This window comes from Segatella buccae ATCC 33574 (genome assembly GCF_000184945.1).
GTDB lineage: Bacteria > Bacteroidota > Bacteroidia > Bacteroidales > Bacteroidaceae > Prevotella > Prevotella buccae.
Genome location: NZ_GL586311.1, coordinates 400,199 through 423,837, shown reverse-complemented (window position 1 = coordinate 423,837; position 23,639 = coordinate 400,199). Strand labels below are relative to the sequence as shown.

Sequence of the window (23,639 nt, the reverse complement as noted above, 5' to 3'; positions counted from 1 at the left end):
CTAGGGGAGAAAAAGTGGACGTGTTCATGTTCGTGGCATTAAACTTATTACCATTCTCATGCTTTTCCAATACTTTTTGTTTTCTATCGTCTTCCATTTTGAGATGAATGCCAAGGTGTTTACTTTTGCCATTTAATATATTATCTCACTAGTGTCCCATTAAAATTGAGACGAGTTAAATGTTAATCGAATAGCCCCGGGATGGAGGGAACTATCGAGTTCTTTGACATTGTTGAATTTAGTCTTATCAAACAGGTCAGTTAGGTGAGTTTTGTCCGTCAGTGATATGTTTAGGATTTGTAAGACTTCATAGGTCGCACGTTTTTCACAAGCCTCCTTCATCATGTAGAAAGCAAAATCCTCGAAGAGCCTATAGTTACGATTCTGATTGGCAGATGCAAATGTGTTTTTGGCAATAGGCTTACTTTCTATGTCAAGAAACTTACACTTTGAATGGTGAGCTTCCAATGCCACCACAATGTCTCTCAGACTTTCACGATTGGAGAGTTGTCCAAACATCATTGCAAGCTGTTGGTTCCAACCAAAAACACATCAAGACCATTGCCACAGATAATGGCCCTGGATTTGCGGCGCATAATCTGATTACTAAGTGTTTAGAAGTTGTCGTTTACTTTGCCGGCCCTTATGCCTCATGGCAGAAAGGAGCGATTGAAAACACAAACAAGCTCATTAGGCAGTATATCCCAAAGCAAGCAAACTTCGATGAATTCACAGACAAAAAGACAGCGATGATACAGAAGAAAATAAACAGGAGGCCAAGACAAAAACTCAATTTTCAAACACCAAAATGCGAGTTCTACAAAAGAATTTAATAATTTTGCATTTGCTGGTTGACTCTATGTCATATACAAGTAAGTTTATGTTGCAAATTTTAGGGCTTGTCTAAATGTTTTTACTAAAGAACGCCATGTGTGTATTTTGTCTGTTCTTGGCCATATTAGAAATCCGAGGGCAGGCAAGTCTCAATGTACGCCGATTTGGCGAATTTGATGGTCTGTCCCATCACCATTGTACGAGTATAGCACAAGACGGGGATGGGATGATTTGGATAGGTACATGGAATGGGTTAGATCGATTTGATGGATATGATTTTGTAACCTTCAAGTCTCATGCCGGCGATGGGAGCAGTTTAGGGTATGATAGAATAACCGATATTCATATCATAGGCAGTAGCATTCTTTGTAAAGTAGAGGATGAATGTTTTCTTTTCAACATCAAGACAGGTAAGTTCAGTGATACTAAGATGACATGGAATCAAACCTTGAGGAAATACCGCTTTTCTGAAGTTCCTGTCAAAAGTATTGTGGATAGGCATGGCATTAGGTGGACAGTGGATTCTAAGGGTGTAAAGCAAGAATATCAGAAATTGAGCTACTTTACTCGAATTCCCCAGAAAACAAATAGTCAGGTGAGATGTATATATAAGGATAAAAAGCGGCGAATATGGATTACCAATAGGGAAGACTCCACCATACGTATCTTTGATGAGCATTTGAATTTAAAAGGTTATTTGGGGAGAGATGGGAGTCTTCATCATAGATATACATGTTTTGGTGCTGCCATCTATTGTATCTATCAGGATGCCAAAGGAATCTTTTGGTTAGGAAGTAAACCCAGAGGTCTTTTTAGACTTCAAGAGAATCAGGGTGGTGACTTTGTAGTCGAACATATCGCTCAAGATGTCTATGGGCATAAAATGGCAGATGAAATCTACAGTATTTGTCAAGATCAATGGGGACGGCTTTGGCTGTCAACAATGGATAAAACACTTTGTTGCATTCTGAATCCTGACAATGAGAGACGAATTATCCTCAATCAATTCAGAGAATTCACCAATCTTCCCCAAATATGTAGATCGGTTCGATACACCTATATCACAGCTAAGGATATCATGTTTGTATGTACCACGAGAGGGCTTCTCGTGAGTAAACTGACAAAAACTTCTCCCTATCGTTTGAGGTTTAAGATCCATCAATGTGAGTCGGGACGATTTAGTAGTCTCAACAACTCTGCCACTATGTATATTACGGAAACCCCTTGTCATCACATGTTTGTATGTACAGAAGGTGGGGGGATTAACCGAATACTTACTAAGAATCTGTTAGCTAATCGGTTTGAGTTCTTGCATTATGATGAAAGCTACGTTTCTTCTGCCATTGATGCCCATGGGGTATTATGGTTAATCGGAACGAAAGGATTGACGGCCCTTGATATACATAAAAACACCTTCGTCACTTATAATAACGATGTGTGGGATGACAGGTTGTTATTCTCCGACGCCCCTCCTCTTTCACTTGGGAATGGCAGATATATAGTCGGGCTTATGGACGGAGCTGCTATTTTCAATACTAATTTGCTTCGCCAAAAGGGACATATTCCCAAAATAGTATTGACCAGCACCCTTATAGAAAACAAGGTTTTAAATTATGCAGTCAGCAAGAGTGACACCATTGTCTTGGATCAGTATCAAAGAAATATCAAACTCACATTTGTTGCACTGAATTATAAAAATTGTGAAAATCTGGAATATCGTTTCAGGTTAGGGGAAAAACAGCAATGGAATAGTTTGCATAGAGAGCGTTCTGTGACTTTACTCAACCTTTCTCCGGGAACTTATCGGCTCTATATAGAATCAAAATTGCTGAATGGAGAATGGGCTGGCAACATTCGCACGTTCACTCTAATTGTAATTCCCACAATTTGGCAGACAGAGGTTGCCAAGGCTATGTATATCTTACTTGCTCTTATTTTGATATTCTCTGCTTTTTACATTTATTTTTATATCCGCGAGATGCAGAGAAAGCAAAATGAGACCTTAAAAGCCTATTTAAGGCTGTTAGAAGAAAGAAATGTAGTTTCTAATGGTAATGAAAGTACATCCTTTCAGGGAATACATCTTTTAAATGATAGCCTTTCAAAAGAGGAAGAAGCCTTGATGAATCGTATTATGGATTATATAGACCAAAACTTGGCAGAATCAGACATCAATGTCACTGACTTGGCTACAGTTGTTGGAGTAAGTCGGTCGGGGCTAAATCGGAAGATGAAGAATATCATTGGTATTACTCCAAAGGAGTTTATCAATAGAGCTCGGATGCATAAAGCATGCAATCTGTTGGTTTCAACCCATTCTGCTGTAAAGGAAATAGCATATGCCTGTGGCTTTGCTGATCAAAATTATTTTGGCAAAAGTTTTCGTGCAACCTATGGAATGAGTCCATCTGAATATCGGCAAAAGTATAAAAAATAAGGTAAAATGGACTGTAAAGTCAGTATTTGGAACAAAAATACCGAAGATTTGGTTTGATTTTACCAATCATGATATCGGTTTTTAGCGACTTTTGTGGCAGATTTTATCTAATAGCTACTTTTTGCCATAATTGATGATATACCTAAAAATAACTAAGTTAAAGACCTTTATTATGAGAAATGGAAAAATGAACTACTTAAAAAGGTGCGTTTTAGGCACACTTGTATTCCTGCTATCTTCTACTTTATGTACGAAAGCGCAGAATCTTAGCGTTTCTGGTACGGTGACTGATGACACCGGACAACCTGTTATCGGTGCAAGTGTCAAGGTGCCAGGTTCCTCTGTTGGTACAATAACCGATATGGATGGGAACTTCACTATATCTGTTCCGAAAGATACTAAATTGGAGGTATCTTACGTGGGGTATAAGAATAGAATTGTGACAGCGTCGAGTAGTAATCTGGTAATATCTTTGATTGAAGATGCCAATTTGTTAAATGAAGTTGTTGCCATTGGATATGGTTCTGTGAAACGTAAAGACGTGACGGGTTCTGTGTCCTCTGTTGGTAATGCTGACCTCGTTGCAGTGCCGGTAGCATCACCCGTGGAAGCCATGCAGGGTAAGTTAGCCGGGGTACGTGTCACTTTGCCGGAAGGTAATCCTGATGCAGAAATTATAGTTCGTGTTCGTGGAGGTGGTTCCATTACCCGTGACAATACACCTCTTTATATTGTCGATGGTTTTCCTGTTAGTTCCATTTCGGACATTCCGGCTTCCGACATTGAGACTATCGATGTACTGAAAGATGCTTCTTCTACAGCAATTTATGGTAGTCGTGGATCTAACGGTATTATTCTTGTCACAACTAAAAGTGGAAAGGCTGGAAAAGTAGTGGTCAATTATAATGCTTACATAGGTTTTAAGAAGGCGGCTGATAAAGTTGATGTCTTAGATTTGGAGGATTACCTAAAATGGCAATACGAGTTGTCACTTCTTGCATCAGGGTCGAACCATGATAAGTATCAGAAAGTGTTTGGAGGATGGGATGATATATCTAAATTGTCCGGTACTTTAGAGAAAAAGGACTGGCAGCATGAAGTCTATGGGCGTACTGGGAATGTGTTTAGTCACAATCTCAATATCTCTGGCGGATCAGAAAAACTCCGCTTTACAGTTGGATACAACTACATAAATGAGAAAGAGATCCTGTTGACGTCTGATTATAACCGTAATAATCTGAGTCTTAAGCTGAATTATGAGCCAAACAAGAAGAATAAGTTGGAATTTTCTGCTCGATACTCTCGGACAAAGATCTATGGCGATGGACAAGGAGATTCTTCTGGCGATCAAAACTCTGTTTCTTCTAATTCGTTTGGCCGAATCCGTCATGCTATTGTCTCAATGCCATTTCATATTGATGCCGAACAACTCGGAGGTACAATCAGTGAAGATGATGTCGATGATGGATTGGAGGATCCGCTAACGGCCCTTGCCGATAACTTTAAGAGACGTGCCCGGCAGAACTTTAATATGAATGGGGCTTGGACATGGAATATTCTTCCCGAGTTGATACTTAAAACTGATGTTGGTTTAGACACCTATTCCAACGACCTGAAATATTTTTTTGGCACAACGACTTATGAATCACAAAACAATGCGCAGTCGGCCTATCAGACATTGCCATTGACCAATCGTACGCAAGTGAGTCGCCGCACTTTTCGTAATACGAATACTCTGCAATACGATTTCTCAAGAATTTTACCCAAGGAGCATTCATTAAATATGTTGTTGGGAGAGGAAAATATTATCGTTGATGAAACCTTGACAACAACGCGCATTGAAGGTTTTCCGAAATTCTATAATGCTGACATGGCATTTCGTTTTTCCTCACAAGGCAAACCGACTAAAGGGAATGAATATTTCTATCCCAAGAATAAGATGCTCTCTTTTTTTGGACGCGTGAACTACAGTTATTTGGAACGATACTTGTTGACAGTCTCTGTTCGGGCAGATGGTTCTAGTAAATTTACCAAAGGCAACAGGTGGGGGTATTTTCCTTCTGTAGCCGGAGGGTGGAGAGTTTCGGAAGAACCATGGCTGAAAGATACCAAAAACTGGTTGAGTAATCTCAAGCTTCGTCTAAGCTATGGTGTCAGTGGTAATAATAATATACCATCCGGTCAGACTATCCGCTCATATGCTATTACGCAACAGTCTTGGTTGAATTTAGCTAGTTCGTGGCTGACAGCTGGACTGACAATGAGCAATCCGGATTTGAAGTGGGAAACGACCCGTTCTGTTAATATGGGCGTCGATTTTGGCTTTTTTGACAATAAACTTAATGGTTCCTTCGAACTTTATCAAAATAATGTGAAAGACCTGTTAATGGAAATGCAGATTACCGGTAATGGATACAACACGCAATTTCAGAATGTGGGAGAGACCAATAATAAAGGATTTGAATTGACTCTAAACTACAATGCAGTAAATACCAAGAAATTCGGATTGGACTTCTCATTCACCATTGGACATAATGTTAATAAAGTTGTCAGTTTGGGAAAGATGGGTTTTTATACCAAGGCTTCCTATTGGGCCAGTACCGAATGTGGGGCTGACTATATAATCAAACCGGGCCTCCCCGTAGGAACCATTATTGGCTATGAATTGGAGGGAACCGGCCGTTATGGTATAGAAGATTTTGTTGGGTGTCAGAATGGTAGGTGGATACTTAAGGATGGTGTGGCAAATAGTGGTGGTGTCGTGGGTACTGTACGGCCGGGAGCCTTGAAACTGAAAGATATGGATGGTAATGGAACTATCAACGATGACGATAAGGTTCAGATAGGTGATGCCAATGCCTGGGCGACAGGTGGTTTTACAATTGGGACTCATTTTTGTGGTTTTGATCTCAATGCAGATTTTACATACAGTTTGGGCAATGACATCTATAATGCTGACAAGATAGATCAGACATCCACGCGTGGTGGACTTTGGCGTAATCTAAGCACAACTATGGCAGAAGGCAAACGTTGGACCAACATAGATGCTAATGGCAATCTTGTCAATGATCCGGTAATCTTGGCTTCTATGAATGCCAATACCGTCATGTGGTCGCCCTATACCAGTAAGGCTGTTTGTACCAATTGGGCGATTGAGGATGGTTCGTTCCTTCGTCTGTCGACTTTAACATTGGGATATACCTTGCCAAAGCATATTCTGAGTAAGGTGTTTATTCAGAATCTACGATTATATATAACAGCATCCAATTTGTTCTGTTTTACCAATTATAGTGGTATGGATCCGGAAGTGGATTGTTGTCGTAACTTTCTCATTTGTCCCGGAGTGGATTATTCTGCTTACCCGAAAAGCCGCCAATTTATTTTTGGTTTTAATCTAACCTTTTAATTAACACTACAATATCTTGACAATATGAAAGATAAATCTATTATTTTTGCCCTGTTGCTTGGCTTGATTGTAACCTCCTGTAATGATTATCTGGAAGTGCAAAGTCCATCCGAGTATGATGATAAAACTGTTTATTCGAATGTATCGCTTGCGGAAGATGCAGTCATCAACATATACAGTTATTTTGCACAGACAAATTCTCATCGTGCGCGTTATATGCCTTATTATGGTATGAATACTGATGCAGAGGTATATTACGATCTGGCCAGTCCAAATTCCGATGAAAAGGCTTCACTATGCTCTTATGGTGCTTTTCAAGCCAATGGTTGGATGGGGTCTGGTAGCAGTGTCAACTCGTACACCTGTTTCTTTAATGGTATAGAGGTGGCGAACTGTTGCATCGATGGTATCCGAAATTATGGTAATCCTGATAAGAACGCCGATATGGCCTATCTGTTGGGAGAAGCTTTAGCCTTACGTGCTCAATACTACTATGACTTGATTCGGGCATGGGGAGATGTTCCTGCACGCTTTGCGCCTGTCACCGGTAAGACCTTGTATCAGGCTAAGGCTGATCGTGATGTGATTTATAAGCAGATTATAGCCGATTTGAAAGAAGCTGCTAACTATCTCCCTTGGCCGGGCGCATCAAAAAGAACTTCAACGACTGAACGTGTGAACAAGGCTTACGCCCTTGGTTTACGGGCCCGTCTCATTCTCATGGCTGAAGGTTATGCAGAGCGTCCAAACTCTCTTGATGATCCGGTTGGTTACTGTGTCAGAAGGAGTAACGATACAGAATTGACAGGTCTACCACTGCTGCAGGAGGCTTATGATGATTTGAAGAATATCATCGATAATGCCAATTTGAAGCTGAATGCCACCTATGAATCAATTTGGAATGAACTCTGTCAAGATGTCATTACATCCAATCGGGAGTCTATCTTTGAAATTCCATTTGCTTCTGGTCGTGGGCGTTTCTTCTATCATTTTGGCGTATACCATAAGACAAAGAGCAGCCATCTGAGTGTTGCGAACAAAGGTGGACAGAATTGTCCGGTTCCCACGCTCTATTATGAATATGACCAAGGTGACGAGCGTCGTGATATCAATTGTGTGCCTTATAAATGGAATGGAGATGGTTACACTCTCGACAACTTGGGAACAGGCCAGGCGCATCCCGGATTCAATTTTGGGAAGTATGATTATGAGCGTATGAATCGTGTCGTGAATAGTAATGACGATGGTGTGAACTTGCCTGTTATCCGTTATGCAGATATTCTCTTGATGGCTGCAGAAATAGCCAATGAACTTGGCGACCTCGCTTTTGCCAAAAAATATCTTACGATGGTGCGTCAGCGGGCCTTTAGTCAGGCTGATTGTGCCGAGCATGTTACAGCTTATATCAATTCCATTAATGGTAAAGATGCCATGCTCCGGGCCATACAGAAAGAACGACTGTTGGAATTTCCCGGAGAAATGTTGCGTAAGCAAGACCTTATCCGGTGGAATATCCTTGGCAGGGAGGTAAAGGCAACAGCCATAAAAATGAAACAACTGAAAGCACGTACCGGTGCTTACAGTATGGTTCCTCATGATGTTTACTACCGTACTGTAGATGGTAAATTTGAATATTACGGTTTAGCTCGTGGAGAGAATGCTGTGCCAAAAGGAGAAGGTTGGAGAAAGCTTGACTATGACTTCATTACAGTTGCCGTGAAAGAGAACGATCTGAACAATTTTTATGTCAACGATCCGAATTCGAGGCAGTATTGGCCCATATTCCAAACGGATATTGATGCTTCTAATGGATCATTGATCAATAATTATGGATATAGATGACCTATGTGCCATATTTTAATTGTACCATACCATCTGTGGAGGTGTGCAGGTAGCAGAGCCTCCAATGTTAAAAAGATTTTATGGCATTAGATAGATGAACAGAACAAATTGTAAAAACAGCAAGAGACAAATGATAAACAAACAGACTATTCTACTATTGACAATGCTTGTAACCACAGTCACCGCCATAGGTTCTCCCTTGGTAACAGGCAACGATGTTATGTACTCATCGGGGAAGAGTGTCCTCCGGCTCTCTATATGCACGGACAATATGTTTCGTGTGACGAAAAGTACTGATGGCAGGATGCCGGAAAATGAGAAATGGATGGTTACGAAGTATGATTTTGGGCATATAGATTTCGTGGTCAATGAGTCGAATGTCACGACCCGAAGTCTGAAGATACACGTGGATAAAGATCCTTGGCGCATCACCGTAACTGACAATCGGGGAAGAATACTTTATAAGGAAGTCGACTCTTTTTGTAAGGACTCCGTTTGCAATGTGGTCACGATGAATGCCAACGAGCATTTTTTTGGCTTTGGAGAACGCATGGACAATCTTGACCAACGGGGCCAACGTATTCGCTTGAATGTGGAATTAGGTTCCGGCCCTAAACCGGCTGTGGGAGGTAAGGATATCCTACGTGCCAACTATTGTCCCATACCACTGATGTTGAGCAATCTGGGGTATGCCATTTTTTTTCATACAGCTATGCCCACCAACTGGGATATGGGATGGAGTCAATACGACTGTTATAGTTTCAGTGCATCTGGTGGTGACAATGACTATTTTTTTATCTTTGGGCCGAGTATGGAGAGCATGATACATAGTTATCAACAGTTGACGGGGGCAGCCCCACTGATGCCCCGCGAAGCTTATGGTCTGCATGTCGGCTCTTATAGTGGCGGAACTTGGAAACATGAGAAGGAGACCTCTGATACTTATGTGATCGAACTGATATCCCGGTTGCGCAGGGAAGGCGTACCTTTTGATCTGCTTTGGCTGGATTCTACGTGGCGAAATTTTATGAGTTTGGGTAATGGAGGATGTTCTTTCGAGTTCCGGGAGACATTCAAGAATCCTAAGAATATGATAGAATATGCGACCAAGAATCATGTGGCAATGTTAGGATTGCATGTTCGTTCGCTCCTAGATAATGGCAAACGCAATACTCTGCTCGATGATGCCCGAAAGTCCGGATATACAATTACTGATGGGAACACCAACGCCATTGTTGACTTTTTCTCTCCCGAAGCCGTTGATTGGTGGTGGAAGAATGCGGCCAAGAGAGTTACGGACTTGGGCGTCAAATTCCTTAAGACTGATGTGGGAAGCGCACTTCATTTCAAAAATGCGAGCTTACGACAACAACAGATGCACAATCTTTTTCCTATTGCCTATGCCAAAGCACCATACGAACTGTTTGCCCAACTCAACGGGCAGCGTGGATTCAACCATACACGTGAGGGGTATGCCGGCATACAGCGCTATCCTTTCATCTGGGCCGGAGACTGGGGCTCGGAATGGCAATGGTTCGAGCCAGTTATCCGTGGAGGCCTGAATATAGGCCTTTCGGGTGTCGGGTATTGGAGCCATTGCATGGGAGGTTTTGAACAATATTCTGCCTATGACACCGATCTATATCTGCGTTGGTGCCAGTTTGGGATGTTTTCACCGGTTTCCATTCTCTTCGGAATGGATCATCCTCGTTACCATGCCCCCTGGACTTATGGGGAAGAGGCGCAGAGAATATTTATTAAGTATGACTCCCTGCGCTATGCCTTACAGCCTTATCTTTACACAAGTGCGTGGGATATGTATCAAACCGGAAGGCCAATCATGGCTCCGTTGCTCTATGATTACACACAGGATGTTATCACGTACAATATTTCCAATCAGTTTATGTTTGGCCGTGATATGATGATTTGTCCGGTGACTGTCAAAAATGCCCTCTCACGCCCGGTTTATTTTCCTGGTGGAGACTGGGTGGATTTCTGGTCCGGCGAGCGGATTCTGGGGCGCCAGCATAAATCGTTTCTTACTCCTATTGATGTGATGCCTATTTTTATAAGGAGAGGTGCTATCATTCCACAGCAGGAAGCCATGCAGTATATCGGCGAGCGACCTGTTAAAGATATTACCCTTCTTGTCTATCCTTCTCAGTATTCTTCGTATAATCTTTATGAGGATGACGGTAAATCGATGGATTACCAAAAGGGTATCTATGCCTTGACTAAGATTGAAAGTTGTATGAAGAATAAAACTTGGCAACTTAAGATACATAAAACAGAAGGTAAATTTAAACCAACCTCCCATCAGTTCCATGTTATAGCCTACTTAGACGACAGACCTTCCTCTGTAGAGGTGGATGGGCATACCATCAGTGATTGGCAATATGATGACACGCTCAAACGGGTTAGTTTCTATACCGGTAAGAATAATCAGGAGGGTATTACAATAAGGGTAAAATAAGATGAAAAGGATAATGACTGCCATCATATTGACACTACTATCTGTTTGGGTGTCTGCTCAAGACTATCAAGCTTTGCGTTTCCGGTCGGCTGCATCGTTTTTCAATTATGAGATGATGGAGGTGCATCAACATAATCGGGCCAGAGCTGAGACATTCAATAGAGCCGTTGCAACAAAAGAAGAGATGGAGACTTATATCAGTGGGTTGCGAGCAAGATTCAGAAGACTTCTTGGTGCTTTGCCTGTGCGAGGCAAGATGAAAAGTAGCGTGGTGGACACCAAGAAAGGGCGTGGCTTCTATGTTGAGAAAATCATCTTCTGTAGTGCTCCCGGCAGATATGTCACGGCGCATCTTTATCTGCCGGAAGAACATCGTGGCAGAGTACCTGCTTGCATTGAAATGTGTGGGCACGGGCAAAATGGTAAAGGATGTGGATCAATGATTGCGGAGCGTATGGCTGCCAACGGTATTGCTGTGATGGTTGTAGACCCATTGGGGCAAGGAGAGCGCCAGCAGCTTATTGATGTATATGGCAAAAATCTAACGAGAGGCGTCACGACTGAACATACACTTCTTGCCCCCATGTATTTGCTTCTTGGCTCCAGTTTGGCTGCTCAGGAATATTTTGACAACAGCAGGGCTATCGATTATCTTCTTACCCGTAAGGATATTGATGGAAGCAAGATTGGTTGTTATGGATTTTCTGGAGGCGGGACACAGACAGCCTATCTCATTGGATTGGATAAGCGGATTCAAGTGGGATGTGTCGGACTCTTTTTTTCGTCACGTGAACGTACTTTGGAAAGTCAGGGGCCCAGCGATGGTTGTCAATGGATGCCGTGTGAGGGGAAGGAACATATAGAGATTGCAGACATGGGAATGATGATGGCTCCCAAACCTTTTCTCGTGATGGATGGTTTATATGATTTTGTCGATCATTGGGGGGCTCTACAGGGATTTGATGAGGTGAAACAGTGCTATACTGTTTTGGGCCATTCTGAAAAGGTCGAACAGTATTATTTTGAAGATGGCCATGCGGTGCCAACAGATGCCCAAGAAAAGATGGTGACATGGTTTCGTCGGTGGCTGCTGGATGATATGTCTCCACTGAAGCCATTGGAATATTGGCAAGATGACAATATGCTCTGCACTAAGAGTGGTCAGGTAAATTTGGAGTATCGCAATGCCCAAAGTTCTATGCAAGCATGTATGGATGAAATGAATTCTTTAGCTGATGCCAGGGAGGAATTCTGTCGGCAAGATTTGCAAACCATTCAGAGGAGGATGAAGATAATTCTTGGATTGCCGGACACATTCAATGACCGGATAGAGACGGTGCAAACGGGATGCAGAATGTTGCGTACTGCTACAGAATATCGTTATCAGGTAAATTGTAAGGGGGAATATCCGTTACCGGTCATTGTTAGAATTCCCTCTGATATAAGAGCAGATTCACCAATAGTTATCCATCTTACCGATCGTGGAAAAGCAGCTTGGTTGGCAGAAAACGACCGTATGGATGCTTGGTCCAATGGTAGCATTACAATAGCAGCAGACCTAAGAGGATTTGGTGAGACAGCAGATTTGTATCAGTATAATCTATCAAAATATTGGAATAGCCAGTATCGTACTGCGGTTGTTGCCTTACATGTCGGTAGGCCTCTTTTGGGACAACGGGTAATGGATATTCGCACCTTACTCAACTTTTGTGGTCAACAGCCGATTTTGTCAGGGCATCCTATCTGTATTGAGGCAGATGGAATTAGTGCCGTTGCCGTTATGCATGCTACAATTTTGGACGAGCGCATCCATGCAGCCATATTGACCAAGACACTGAAAACATGGAGAACATATATTGAGTATCCACTACAACAGAATATGATGTCTAATACTCTTGTGGGGGTACTGCGCTACTATGATATTCCGGATCTTGTTAAAATCAGTCGGAAGAGGATAAATATATGTGATTAGAGTGGGAGGGGGACTCTGTATACCCTACCGTAGTTTTTCTCCACCCTCATGAGAAAAGATGAAAAAGAGGCGGCAGCTTCAAAAGGTTTCACGCAACGGGTGAAGCTTTTGAAGCAGCCGCCTCAAATGATATTACGAATGGACTTATCTATTCGGAAGCAGGAATCCAGCGGGAATCGCCGGCACCGAGACGGCTATAAGCCGCCTTGAGCGTGAAGTCGCCCTTGGAGGGATTTGCAAACACATCGGTTGCAGCTGCATCAAGCGCAGAACTTCCTTTCAATTTGATGGCGAAGTCGTTGGTTGTGTAGGTGTTGGTGTACACAGGCAGAGCCCGGGCACGGATATTCTTCTTCGATTCTGCCATAGGAGTCTTCGCAAAGATAGAATTGCTGATGGTAAACGTGGCAGCTCCGAAGGTGTTCTTGCCAAAATCTATCAGGAAGTTGTCACCGCCGATAGAGTTGTACATCGTGATGTGGTCGAGTACGACAGATTCCATGTCGGTGTTCTTACTGTAAATGAACATCTTGCCCGTCTCGGCCACATTGTAGAGCGTGCAATCGGTCATCCTGACATTTTTCACCACGCCCTTGCCCGAACCGGCGTCCACATGGATGAACGAATAGCCTGCACACATATCGTGGAAAAGGCAGTTGGTGAGCGTCAGGTTGTTGATGGTGATGCCGTTGCTGCCTTGCAAACGGAAGAAGGCATTCTTGATGTTGGCCACTTCGCAATCGGTGAGCGCGAAATCGCCTACCGTGGCGCTGGCACTCTGGTTGACAAAATAGCTTGCGCCATTCTCTTTCAGCTTTAAGTTTTGGAATCTCACGTAGGCATGACTGCCGGCGAGATCGAAGTTTTTGGTGAGGCTGAGTGTGGGAACTTCACCTCCGGACAGTCCGAAGAAAGTCACCGACATACCATCAGGGATGGTCAGACTGGCGGGATTGCCGTCGTCACCGATGCCATGCACATCAAGTGTCACACCGGCCGGAATCGCGATAGTGGCACTGTAGTTGGTCGTGCTGCCTGCTTTCTCTTTGGCCTTGGCGGCAATCTCATCGATGAGTGTCTGCGAGAGTTCCTTCACATCGGGCGAGAGCGTCACCTTATAGTCGGCAGCAGGCATGGCTGCTGCGGTGGTGGCGGTGAGCGAACCGCGCTTGTTCTCGCCGTTCAAGATGTTGATGGTGTAGGTGGTGGTGGGCTTCAGACCGGTGACGGTGTAGGAAGCTGCAGCCTTCTGTTCGTCGGTCAAGGCGATATTCTGCTGCTCCTCACCATTCTGAAGCACAACGATGTTGGTCACCTTGGCACCCGACTTCCAACTCACACGGATGCTGTTCTCATCTACATCGGCGGCATCGAGTGTCTTGAATATCTGCTCCGACTTGGTCTTGAAACTGTAATCGTCGAGATATTTCCACGTAGAGGCCTTCCCGGTCTTGTTGCGGCTCATGATGCGGAGGAAATACTTGGTGGTGCCTTCAAGATTGTAAATGGTGTCGGGAGAAGACGTGAAGGAAGAATCTACCACGCTATGGGCTGTGCCGCCCATGGGAATTGCGTCATAGAGGGAATCGGTGCTGTATTCCACCACGTAGTAGTCGGTATCCGGCATCTTGGAGAAAGTGACGGTTGCACGGTCGTCCTGAGGAGTGACCGTGAGCGTGGTGGGGTGGAACAAACGGTCGTGACTTGCGTCTACTCCCCAGTCGTTCTTGTCGGTGCAAGAAGCTACAGAGACTGCACCCAGGAGCACAAAGGCTCCTGCGCAGACTGTTTGGTTGATATGCTTGAGAATCATTGCTTGCTGTTTTTATTTATTGTCAAAACCATAAGAGTTTTGCAGCGTTCCGGCTGCATCCGAGATGGTGGTGGAGTAGATGGGCAATAGGTAGCGGTTTTTCACCGTTGCGTTCAGTCCTCCGCTGATATAGGGCAGGAACGACTTGAGGTTCTGCTGCTTGCTGTCGGTGAGTTCCGCTCCCCAGAAGGTCACGGAGGTGTAGCCGTCGGTGTTGGCAGGCTCTTCATACCAGCACACGCTGCTCATGTCTATCTTCACTCCGTCGGCATCCTGATAGGTCTTGTAGTAGAGTTTGGCCGGATATTGATTCAACTGCGCCGTGTAGTCGGCCTTCATTTGGTCGATTTTATCGCTCAGCAGATTCCAGCGCTCAAGCTCATACTTGCGCACGCCCTCACCGGCAAACTCCCATGCGTTTTCGTCTACAAGGGCATTGAAGAACGCATCTTTGTCGGCAGAAATGCCATTCACATAGTTTTCGGCCACGCTCTTGTCTGCCGAAGCGTATGCCCGTCCATGGACGGCGGCCAGAGCCTCGCGGGCCGTCATGCCTGCACCGCCGGTGCTGTTGTCGGGACCGCCGTTGAGTTCGTTCAACACTTCTGCGTAGAGGAGGAGCACCTGCGAGTAGCGCAGCTTAACGGTGTTGATACCGGTCATCACTTTCGAACTGGCATCGGAGTTGACTGCCAGCTGCCGCCACTCTTCATTCATCTTGCGGAAATCCCACTTGGCGCAGTAGATGGCGAAAGGCTTGTTGCCGTCCATCTTCTCCGTCATCAGTCCGGTGCCGGCATCGGTGGAGATGGTGTAGGTGGCACAGGTCACATCGCGGCGCGTATCTTTGCCGCTCTGGTCGAACGACCAGAAGAGGGGAGCCGTCAACTGCACGTTGGCAGAAGAGTTGCCCTTGGGGCCAAACTTGGCCGTGGCTCCGCTCACGCGCACACCCACTGAGTAGCCCAACTCGCCCGATGAACCGAGCCCCATCGGAATCTCGAAGATGTTTTCGCGATACTGCGTGTCGAGCCGGCGTTGGTTGATGAGATACCATTCGTTGGCAAAGCTCGGGTTCAGCGCATGCACCCCGCTGCCGATGACGGCGTTGAGGTGTTCCAGTGCGAGCCGGTAGTATTTGGTACGCACATCGGCCGACGGACGCTGCGTGGGATAAACGGGGTCGCTGTTTTTGCTTGCCGTCTCGTAACCCGTCTTGGCCTGTTCGCGGATGGCCCAGCCTGCACGCTGCATGGCTATCTGGGCCAGAAGCGCATGGGCATAGCCCTTGGTGACATGCTCGGTGGTGTAGCCACTCTGGCCTGCCCAAGGCAGCAGATCAATGGCTTTGGTTAAATCCACGATGAGCGTGTCCATGATCACGTCGCGGTCGGTCTTGCCATGATTGATGTTGGAGAGGTCTTCGCGGGTGGGGTCCATCTTCAAAGGCACATCTCCCCAGTTACGCACGAGGTCGAAATAGAGCATGGCGCGCAACGTGAGTGCTTCCCCTTTGTAGTAAAGAAGTTCCTTGCTTGATTTGTCACTGACATTGGCTATGAGGTCGTTACAGTCTTCAATGGCCTCATACATCTTGTCCCAAGCACGCTGCACCTTGTCGAACGTACCGGCTTTGGAGGTATAATAGTTGTTCAGGCTGTGCCCTTTTGCGTCTTCCGTGGCTTTTGATTCGCCAAGGGCATTGACCAGTTCGCAGTCTGAATTCACCATAAACGAGAAGGCCAACACCTGCGAGTAGGTGGCATCTTCCACCAACAGACCGTAGACTTTGTTCAAGGCATTGCGGGTATAATAGGCGGAAGAATAGACATTTTCCTTCGACAGGTCAGACGGCGAAGTCTGATCAAGGAAGTCACTACAGGAAGCAAAGCCCAGGGCAGTGGCGCCAATGATGATTGTCTTGATAATATTTTTCATTTTCAAATACGCTTGATTCAGTTGATTAGAATGAGACATTAACACCGAATACATACAGACGGCTCTTCGGATAGGAAGCGTAGTCGATGCCGGGGCACATGGGATACTTCTTGCCGAAGCTGTCCACTTCAGGGTCGTTGCCGCTGTAACCGGTGATGGTGAGGAGATTGTAGCCCGTAAAATAGAAGCGGACATTGGTCAGGAACACTCTCTTAATCAAGCTGGTGGGGAGTGTATAACCTATCGTGAGGTTCTGCAAACGCAGGAAGGAAGAACTCTCCACTGCATAATCGGTCAAGAAAGTCTTGGTCATCACCGCCGGGTTGTAGATGGTGGCACCCTCGTTGATTTCCAACAGGCGTGCAACGACTTTGTCGCTGCCTCCATACTGATCGATAACGGTGGCAGTCGGTGAAGTCAGCTTGGCTCCGTTGACGGGATCGACACCTGTGTAGCGGGTGTAGAAATCGGCATTGAGGTTGCGCTGCTTGGTGGAGTTATTGAAGAAAGAAGACAGCATCTTCGTGCCGTTGATGAGCTTTCCGCCGAACTGATAGCTAAAGAACACGGAAGCGTCGAAGCCGTGGAAAGTGGCGTTGAGACCGAAACCACCGGCCCAAGGGGCAATCGTATTGCCCAAACGCTGCTTCACGGGATTGCCGTTTTCGTCGACCTCGAGCTTGGGCGAACCGGGCTTGAGTTGACCGATGGCCGTGTAGCTCTTGTCGTTGACCCCATCGCGCAGTTTCCAAGTGGTGCCATCGAGAATCAACTCGCCCGTCGGATTGAGCGTAGCGTCGTAGGGCGTGTAGTAGCCGTTCATGCGATAGCCCCAGATTTCGCCCAACCGGCCGCCTTCCACAATGCGGAAGTTCTCATAAGAGCTCAGATTGGTACCTGCCCACTTGTTGGCATCCCACTCCGAGCCGGTGTCCAACTTGTCTATCTTATTGCGGTTGTAGGAGATATTACCGGTGAAATCGAGCGTGGCATTCTTCTTCGACAGGATGGAAGCGTTCACGGCCAACTCTACACCTTTGTTGGATGTCTGGCCGAAATTGCGGTATTGATAGCTGTAACCGGAGCTGGTGGAGACAGCGGTCTTCATCAACAGGTCTTTCGTCGTGTTCCAATAGAAATCCAACGTACCGTTGATGCGTCCCTTGAAGAAACCGTAGTCGATACCGACATTACGGGTCACGGTGGTTTCCCACTTCAATTTGGAGTTTGAAAGCACATCACCTTTCTGCAACATCGTGGTGAGCGTCTCGTCAAAGTAGGGTGCCTTCACCTTGGAATAGTCGGTGGGGAAAGCATACGACGGGGAGATGCTGCCCGATGGAATGCGGTTGTTACCCGCTGTACCGTAGCTTAAACGCAGTTTCAGATTGGACAACCAAGAGGCCGTGGAGCGCATGAAACTCTCGTCGCTCAAACGCCATGCGAAGGCGGCGGCGGGGAAATAGCCCCAACGATGGCCATCGGCAAACTTCGAACTGCCGTCGGCACGAAGCGTCAGGGTCAACAGATACTTGTCAGCAAGCGAGTAGTTGACACGACCGAAGAACGACAAGAGATTGTCCTTTTGGCCGATATAGTTGGATTGCGGATTGGCCGTGCCGGCTCCCTGATGGGCAAGCACTTCGCCGATCGTGAAGTCTGAGGGGAAGTTGATGGTCGAAGAGTAGTAGTCTCTTTCCTGCGAACTTGACCATTCCTGGCCTACGAGCACATTCAGACGGTCGTCTTTGGCAAACGCATTCTTGGCATCGTAAGTCAGCGTGTTGGCATTGCGCCAGCCTCGGGTGTCTTCGCGGGTGAAACGCGACTGCGGGAAACCCTTACCCAAGTTGAAGTTGCGGGTGGCCTTGGCATCCCAAGCCTGTTCGGTGTTATCATACCTCCACGTGTAACCGAACTCGGAACGGAACGTAACGTGCTTGAAAGGCTTCCAGTTCACTCCGAAATTGTAGTCCTGACGGAAACGGCGCTGCTGCTTGTACGTACCCATGATACGCTCCAATGGCGAGATGTCCGACTTTGAAGTCTCGTCGGTATCGTCATCGTCATTCGTCGACAGTGGATCCACCGGACGGAAGATGATGGCAGAATTGATGATAGAGTTGGACGCATTGCCGTCGTTGGTATCTGCACCGCCACTCAAGCCGTTGACAGTCTGGTAGCTCAAGCGGGCATTGAAGTCGAGACTCAGCCACTTGCTGACTTCCGAGTTCAACTTCGCATTGATATTGTTCTTCTTAAAGTCGGAGCCCAGCATGATGCTCTTATCATCCGTACGGGAATAGCTGATGTTGTATTTCAATTCCTTGCTGCCGCCATTGACAGAGAGATTGTACATCTGCTGCAATCCCGTGCGTCCAAAAAGCTCGTCCTGCCAGTCGTTGCCGGCCTTGGATTTCCAAATATCCAAGTCGTTCCAGTCGCCATACTCGCTCGTGGTCTGGGTTTCATACTGATACTTCGCATAGTTATAGGAATCCAGCACCTTGATGTTTTTAGCCACCTTGCGTATGCCGAGAGAGGCACCGAAGTTGACGGCCACCTTCCCTTCCTTGCCGCTCTTGGTGGTCACGATGATGACACCATTGGCACCACGGGCACCATAGATGGCCGTGGAAGAGGCATCCTTCAGCACATCAATGCTCTCAATGTCGGACGGAGCGATGTCGCTGATGCTCGACACGGGGAAGCCATCGACAATATAAAGAGGTGAATTGTCCTGCGAGAGCGAACCGCCGCCACGCACACGAATCTTCACTTCGGCATCGGGCGAACCCTCGGTGGTGGTGATTTTCACACCGGCCAACTTACCGGTCATGGCCTCGCTCACACTCGACACGGGCACACCGGCAATGTCATCGCTGCTGATGGAGGCCACCGATCCTGTGAGATCTTTCTTGCGCACGGTGCCATAGCCGATCACGACCACATCGTTCAGCGTCGACGCTTCGTCTTCGAGCTTCACGTTTACACTGCTCTTGCCGTCCACATCCACGGTCACGGTTTTCATTCCGACATACGAAACGGTCACCTTCTTGCTGCTTCCTTTAAGAGTAAGGCTGAAATTACCGTCGATGTCAGTTACCGTACCGTTGGTGCCGGCTCCCTTCTCGAGGACAGTCGCACCGATGACAGGCTCACCGCTTTGGTCAACGATAGTTCCCTTCACTGTCTGTGCAGAAATATTGCCCGTTACGAATACAAGGGCACATACCAACACCAGACGGCATAATTTAAAAAATCCAGACATAGTTTGCTGTTTAATAGATTGGTAAATTCTAATATATTGTTATCAAGTTCTTTTTCTATCCTGTTCGTTTGTTTCTGGAGTTGCAAATATAGTCATTTTATGTTTGCGAACAAAAATAAATATGTTAAATCGCTATTTTTCGTAAAAAAACGAGGATTTTTCCTCCATTCGCCTGTCGTTCCGGTGCCATTTGTGGTGATTTGGGCATCAAAAAGCACCTTATTTGCGCCCACAATGGGAATTTTAACTATTCACACACCATCTGAAGCCTTATCCGCCTGCAGGAGCATTAATATCTTGAGAGAATACGAGGGTATGGCGAAAATTCATTATCTTTGCAACAGTCAGTTCCTGTCGGGAGCCATGCCGTTTCGGCATCATGGCCCGCTGCCGGCGGCGGGCTTGCAATATCATCAACAAAAACACTCATTCTATGAAACAAAAACGCTTACTGTTCCTTTCGCTCCTGACAGCGGCCACCATGGCGACTGCCCAGACCGGCCGGCCCGCTGCGGCCCCGACATGGACCGAATGGCACGATCTTGAGATCAACGAGGTCAACCGGCTGCCACTCCACACCGAGTTTTTCGCTTTCAACGGCACCGAGCAAAACCTTTCGGTTGACGACAAAAAGCAGTCGAAAAACTTCCTGAGCCTCGACGGTCTGTGGAAATTCAAGTGGGTGGAGCATGCCGGCCAGCGGCCCACCGACTTCTATCTGCCTTCGCTTGATGACTCTTCGTGGGCCACGATGCCTGTGCCGGGCAACTGGGAACTCAACGGCTATGGCGACCCGCTCTATGTGAACATCGGCTTCGCATGGCGCGGACACTTCAACGGAGTGCCGCCCGAGGTGCCTGTGCGCGACAACCACGTGGGGTCCTACCGCCGCACCATCATCGTGCCCGACGACTGGACGCGCGGCAAACAGGTGATTGCCCACTTCGGGAGCGTCACTTCCAACATCTACCTCTACGTCAACGGACGCTTTGCAGGCTATGCCGAAGACTCCAAGGTGGCGGCCGAGTTTGACATCACTCCCTATATAAAGAAAGGTGAAAACCTCATCGCCTTTCAAACCTTCCGCTGGTGCGACGGTTCGTGGGACGAAGATCAGGACTTCTGGAGGCTTTCGGGTGTGGCCCGGGAGAGCTATCTCTATGCCCGCGACCGCCAAACGCACGTCAACGACCTGCGCGTCACCCCCGACTTGGATGCCAACTACACCAATGGACGACTGACGGTCAAAACAACCTATCAGGGCAACGTGGCGGTGGAATATGCGCTCTCGGATGCCGATGACAAGATGGTGAAAAGCGTCACCTCGCTTCCCAAAGTGAGCGGCAACCCGCTCAAGGGGCCCAAGGGCAAGGGCCACTTCCATCCCATCAAGGAAGACACATACGTGTTCGACATTCCCAATGTGAACCAATGGACGGCTGAGACACCTTATTTATATACGCTGCGCGTAAGCCTCAAGGAGGGGGATAAAGTGATCGAAACCGTCACCCAGCGTGTGGGCTTCCGCAAAGTGGAAATCAAAGACGGCCAACTGCTTGTCAACGGCAAGCCCATCCTCATCAAAGGGGCCGACCGCCACGAGATGGATCCCGACGGAGGCTATGTCGTGTCCGAGGCTCGGATGATAGAGGATATCAAGCTCATGAAACGGCTGAACATCAATGCCGTGCGCACCTGCCACTACCCCGATGACCCGCGCTGGTATGACCTTTGCGACCGGTACGGGCTCTACGTGGTGGCCGAAGCCAATCAGGAGAGCCACGGACTGGACAAGACCGAGGTCATCAAGTCGCCGCTTTTCGGCCGCCAGATACTCGAGCGCAACCAACACAACGTGGCCGCCCACTTCAACCATCCGAGCATCATCGTCTGGAGCTTGGGCAACGAGACCGAGGACAGCCCCAACTTCACGGCTGCCTACGACTGGATCAAGCGGCAAGACACAAGCCGGCCGGTGCAGTTTGAGCGCGCCGGGACGGGTGGCAACACCGACATCTTCTGCCCGATGTACATGAGTCCGGAGGGTTGCGAGCGCTATGCCGCCACCCCGGCATCCACCAAACCGCTCATACAGTGTGAGTACAACCACACGATGGGTAACTCGGGCGGCAACCTTGCCGAATACTGGCAGCTCGTGCGCAAGTATCCGAAGTTTCAGGGCGGCTTCGACTGGGACTTCGCCGACCAGGCCCTGCGTGGCCGTGACGCCGAGGGGCGCACCATCTACAAGTACGGCGGCGACTACAACGACTACGACCCGAGCGACAACAACTTCAACTGCAACGGCATCGTGGGCCCCGACCGGCAACTCAATCCCCACGCCTACGAACTGGCCTACCAGTATCAGGATATCTGGGCCGAACCCGTCGACCTCGAAAAGGGTAAAATCAGCGTTCGCAACGAGTTCTTCTTCCGCGACCTGAGCAACGTGCGGCTCGAATGGGAGCTCACACAAGAGGGCAAGACCGTGAAGAGCGGCATCCTCGACCGGCTCGACATCGCTCCCGGCGGGACACACGAATACACTCTGCCCGTAGACGACAGTCTGCCGGGCGACTGCTTTCTCAACATCCGGTTCCGTCTCAAGGAGGCCGAACCACTCATGAAGGCAGGTCAAACCATCGCCTACCGGCAGCTTGCAATGCCCTATCACGGCTATGCCATCTCGCCTGCAGAACCTCGCCATGGGGCCATCAAGATTATCGACAAGAAAGGTAGGCCCGACATCGTGCTCACGGGAGCAGACGGCATGACCGTCCGTTTTGACCGGCAGACCGGACTTCTCGCCGAATACACAGTAGGCGGAAAGAGCCTCCTCGGGGAGGGCGGCACGCTGAAACCCAACTTCTGGCGCGCCGTGACCGACAACGACATGGGGGCAAATATGCACAAGAAATTCGCTGTCTGGCACCATCCGGAGATGAAGCTGACGGCTCTCACGGCCGTGCGCGACAAGGGCCGGAAAGACCTGGCACTCGTCACAGCCGTCTACGACTTGCCGCAGGTGAAGGCCGGGCTCACCCTGCGCTACGCCATCGGCTCCATGGGCAAGATGCTCGTCACCATGAACATGACGGCCGACACAACGGCCAAAGCACCCGACTTCTTCCGCTACGGGCTCGCCATGCAGCTGCCCTACGACATGGAGCACAGCCACTACTTCGGCCGAGGCCCCATCGAGAACTATTCCGACCGCAAGGAGTGCATGCCCGTAGGCATCTACAGTCAGACGGCCGACGAGCAGTTCTTCCCCTACATCCGTCCGCAGGAGACGGGCACCAAGAGCGACATGCGCTGGTGGCAACAGACCGACGCAAGTGGTTTCGGACTCCGCATAGAGGCTGATCAGCCATTCTATGCCTCGGCCTTGCACTACGACATCGACGAGCTTGACGAGGGGACGGAGAAGAAACAGCGGCATCCGGAGCAGTTGAAGAAGTCGAAGTTCACCAATCTCTTCATCGATGCGGAGCACTACGGCGTGGGCGGCATCAACTCGTGGGGTGCCTGGCCATTGGAGCCCTATCGCGTGCATCGCGGGGAGAAGGGGGTGAGTTTGAACCTCATCCCCACCCTCTCTCCGAGGGGAGAGGGGGAGTGATGCGCCCATCAACTGATTTTTCCACTTATTA

General features: G+C 47.7%; 10 protein-coding genes and 1 pseudogene. 8 read left to right on the top strand and 3 right to left on the bottom strand.

Annotation, left to right across the window (positions count from 1 at the left end; translation table 11 throughout):
• Positions 1-498: 498 nt before the first annotated feature.
• The 6 genes and pseudogenes from HMPREF6485_RS01685 to HMPREF6485_RS01660 all read left to right on the top strand — a co-directional run.
• Positions 499-833: pseudogene (locus HMPREF6485_RS01685) on the top strand (IS30 family transposase); the annotation flags it as partial.
• A gap of 74 nt (positions 834-907) precedes the next feature.
• On the top strand, positions 908-3,271 hold the full coding sequence (locus HMPREF6485_RS01680; protein ID WP_004344239.1) for an AraC family transcriptional regulator: 2,364 nt from the start codon (positions 908-910) through the stop codon (positions 3,269-3,271).
• A gap of 172 nt (positions 3,272-3,443) precedes the next feature.
• Positions 3,444-6,677, top strand: a complete 3,234-nt coding sequence (locus HMPREF6485_RS01675; protein ID WP_407636074.1) for a SusC/RagA family TonB-linked outer membrane protein — start codon at positions 3,444-3,446, stop codon at positions 6,675-6,677.
• A 24-nt stretch (positions 6,678-6,701) separates the two neighbouring features.
• Positions 6,702-8,519 carry a RagB/SusD family nutrient uptake outer membrane protein gene (locus HMPREF6485_RS01670; RefSeq protein WP_004344237.1) on the top strand — a complete coding sequence of 606 codons (1,818 nt, stop codon included), beginning with the start codon at positions 6,702-6,704 and terminating at the stop codon, positions 8,517-8,519.
• 130 nt (positions 8,520-8,649) lie between these two features.
• Entirely contained in the window at positions 8,650-10,992 is a 2,343-nt protein-coding gene (locus HMPREF6485_RS01665) for a glycoside hydrolase family 31 protein (protein WP_004344236.1), read from the top strand.
• 13 nt (positions 10,993-11,005) lie between these two features.
• Complete coding sequence (locus HMPREF6485_RS01660; protein ID WP_248622191.1) at positions 11,006-12,964, top strand: alpha/beta hydrolase family protein; 1,959 nt, start codon at positions 11,006-11,008, stop codon at positions 12,962-12,964.
• A 148-nt stretch (positions 12,965-13,112) separates the two neighbouring features.
• Here the strand turns inward: HMPREF6485_RS01660 and HMPREF6485_RS01655 are convergent, their stop codons facing one another.
• From HMPREF6485_RS01655 to HMPREF6485_RS01645, 3 genes are read right to left on the bottom strand one after another with little or no spacing between them, the layout of a single operon-like run.
• On the bottom strand, positions 13,113-14,777 hold the full coding sequence (locus tag HMPREF6485_RS01655; RefSeq protein WP_004344233.1) for a fibronectin type III domain-containing protein: 1,665 nt from the start codon (positions 14,775-14,777) through the stop codon (positions 13,113-13,115).
• A gap of 12 nt (positions 14,778-14,789) precedes the next feature.
• A complete protein-coding gene (locus HMPREF6485_RS01650; RefSeq protein ID WP_036927039.1) occupies positions 14,790-16,715 on the bottom strand; it encodes a RagB/SusD family nutrient uptake outer membrane protein in 1,926 nt (641 codons plus the stop codon).
• A gap of 25 nt (positions 16,716-16,740) precedes the next feature.
• Positions 16,741-19,986 (bottom strand): SusC/RagA family TonB-linked outer membrane protein, encoded by a 3,246-nt coding sequence (locus HMPREF6485_RS01645; protein ID WP_004344231.1) that lies wholly within the window; start codon positions 19,984-19,986, stop codon positions 16,741-16,743.
• Positions 19,987-20,085: 99 nt separating this feature from the next.
• Between HMPREF6485_RS01645 and HMPREF6485_RS14285 the strand changes: the two genes are divergently transcribed.
• Both HMPREF6485_RS14285 and HMPREF6485_RS01640 read left to right on the top strand, forming a co-directional pair.
• The gene (locus tag HMPREF6485_RS14285) at positions 20,086-20,532 is read left to right on the top strand and encodes a hypothetical protein (protein WP_248622189.1); all 447 of its coding nucleotides are present in this window, start codon (positions 20,086-20,088) and stop codon (positions 20,530-20,532) included.
• On the top strand, positions 20,420-23,608 hold the full coding sequence (locus HMPREF6485_RS01640; protein WP_004344229.1) for a glycoside hydrolase family 2 TIM barrel-domain containing protein: 3,189 nt from the start codon (positions 20,420-20,422) through the stop codon (positions 23,606-23,608). The genes HMPREF6485_RS14285 and HMPREF6485_RS01640 overlap by 113 nt, the downstream gene beginning before the upstream one ends.
• Positions 23,609-23,639 lie beyond the last annotated feature (31 nt).

Excerpts from the sequence above, each read along its gene's own strand:
- HMPREF6485_RS01680 (WP_004344239.1), top strand. The coding sequence starts at position 908 with ATGTTTTTACTAAAGAACGCCATGTGTGTATTTTGTCTGTTCTTGGCC.
- HMPREF6485_RS01675 (WP_407636074.1), top strand. The coding sequence starts at position 3,444 with ATGAGAAATGGAAAAATGAACTACTTAAAAAGGTGCGTTTTAGGCACA.
- HMPREF6485_RS01670 (WP_004344237.1), top strand. The coding sequence starts at position 6,702 with ATGAAAGATAAATCTATTATTTTTGCCCTGTTGCTTGGCTTGATTGTA.
- HMPREF6485_RS01665 (WP_004344236.1), top strand. The coding sequence starts at position 8,650 with ATGATAAACAAACAGACTATTCTACTATTGACAATGCTTGTAACCACA.
- HMPREF6485_RS01660 (WP_248622191.1), top strand. The coding sequence starts at position 11,006 with ATGACTGCCATCATATTGACACTACTATCTGTTTGGGTGTCTGCTCAA.
- HMPREF6485_RS01655 (WP_004344233.1), bottom strand. The coding sequence starts at position 14,777 with ATGATTCTCAAGCATATCAACCAAACAGTCTGCGCAGGAGCCTTTGTG.
- HMPREF6485_RS01650 (WP_036927039.1), bottom strand. The coding sequence starts at position 16,715 with ATGAAAAATATTATCAAGACAATCATCATTGGCGCCACTGCCCTGGGC.
- HMPREF6485_RS01645 (WP_004344231.1), bottom strand. The coding sequence starts at position 19,986 with ATGTCTGGATTTTTTAAATTATGCCGTCTGGTGTTGGTATGTGCCCTT.
- HMPREF6485_RS14285 (WP_248622189.1), top strand. The coding sequence starts at position 20,086 with ATGTTTGCGAACAAAAATAAATATGTTAAATCGCTATTTTTCGTAAAA.
- HMPREF6485_RS01640 (WP_004344229.1), top strand. The coding sequence starts at position 20,420 with ATGAAACAAAAACGCTTACTGTTCCTTTCGCTCCTGACAGCGGCCACC.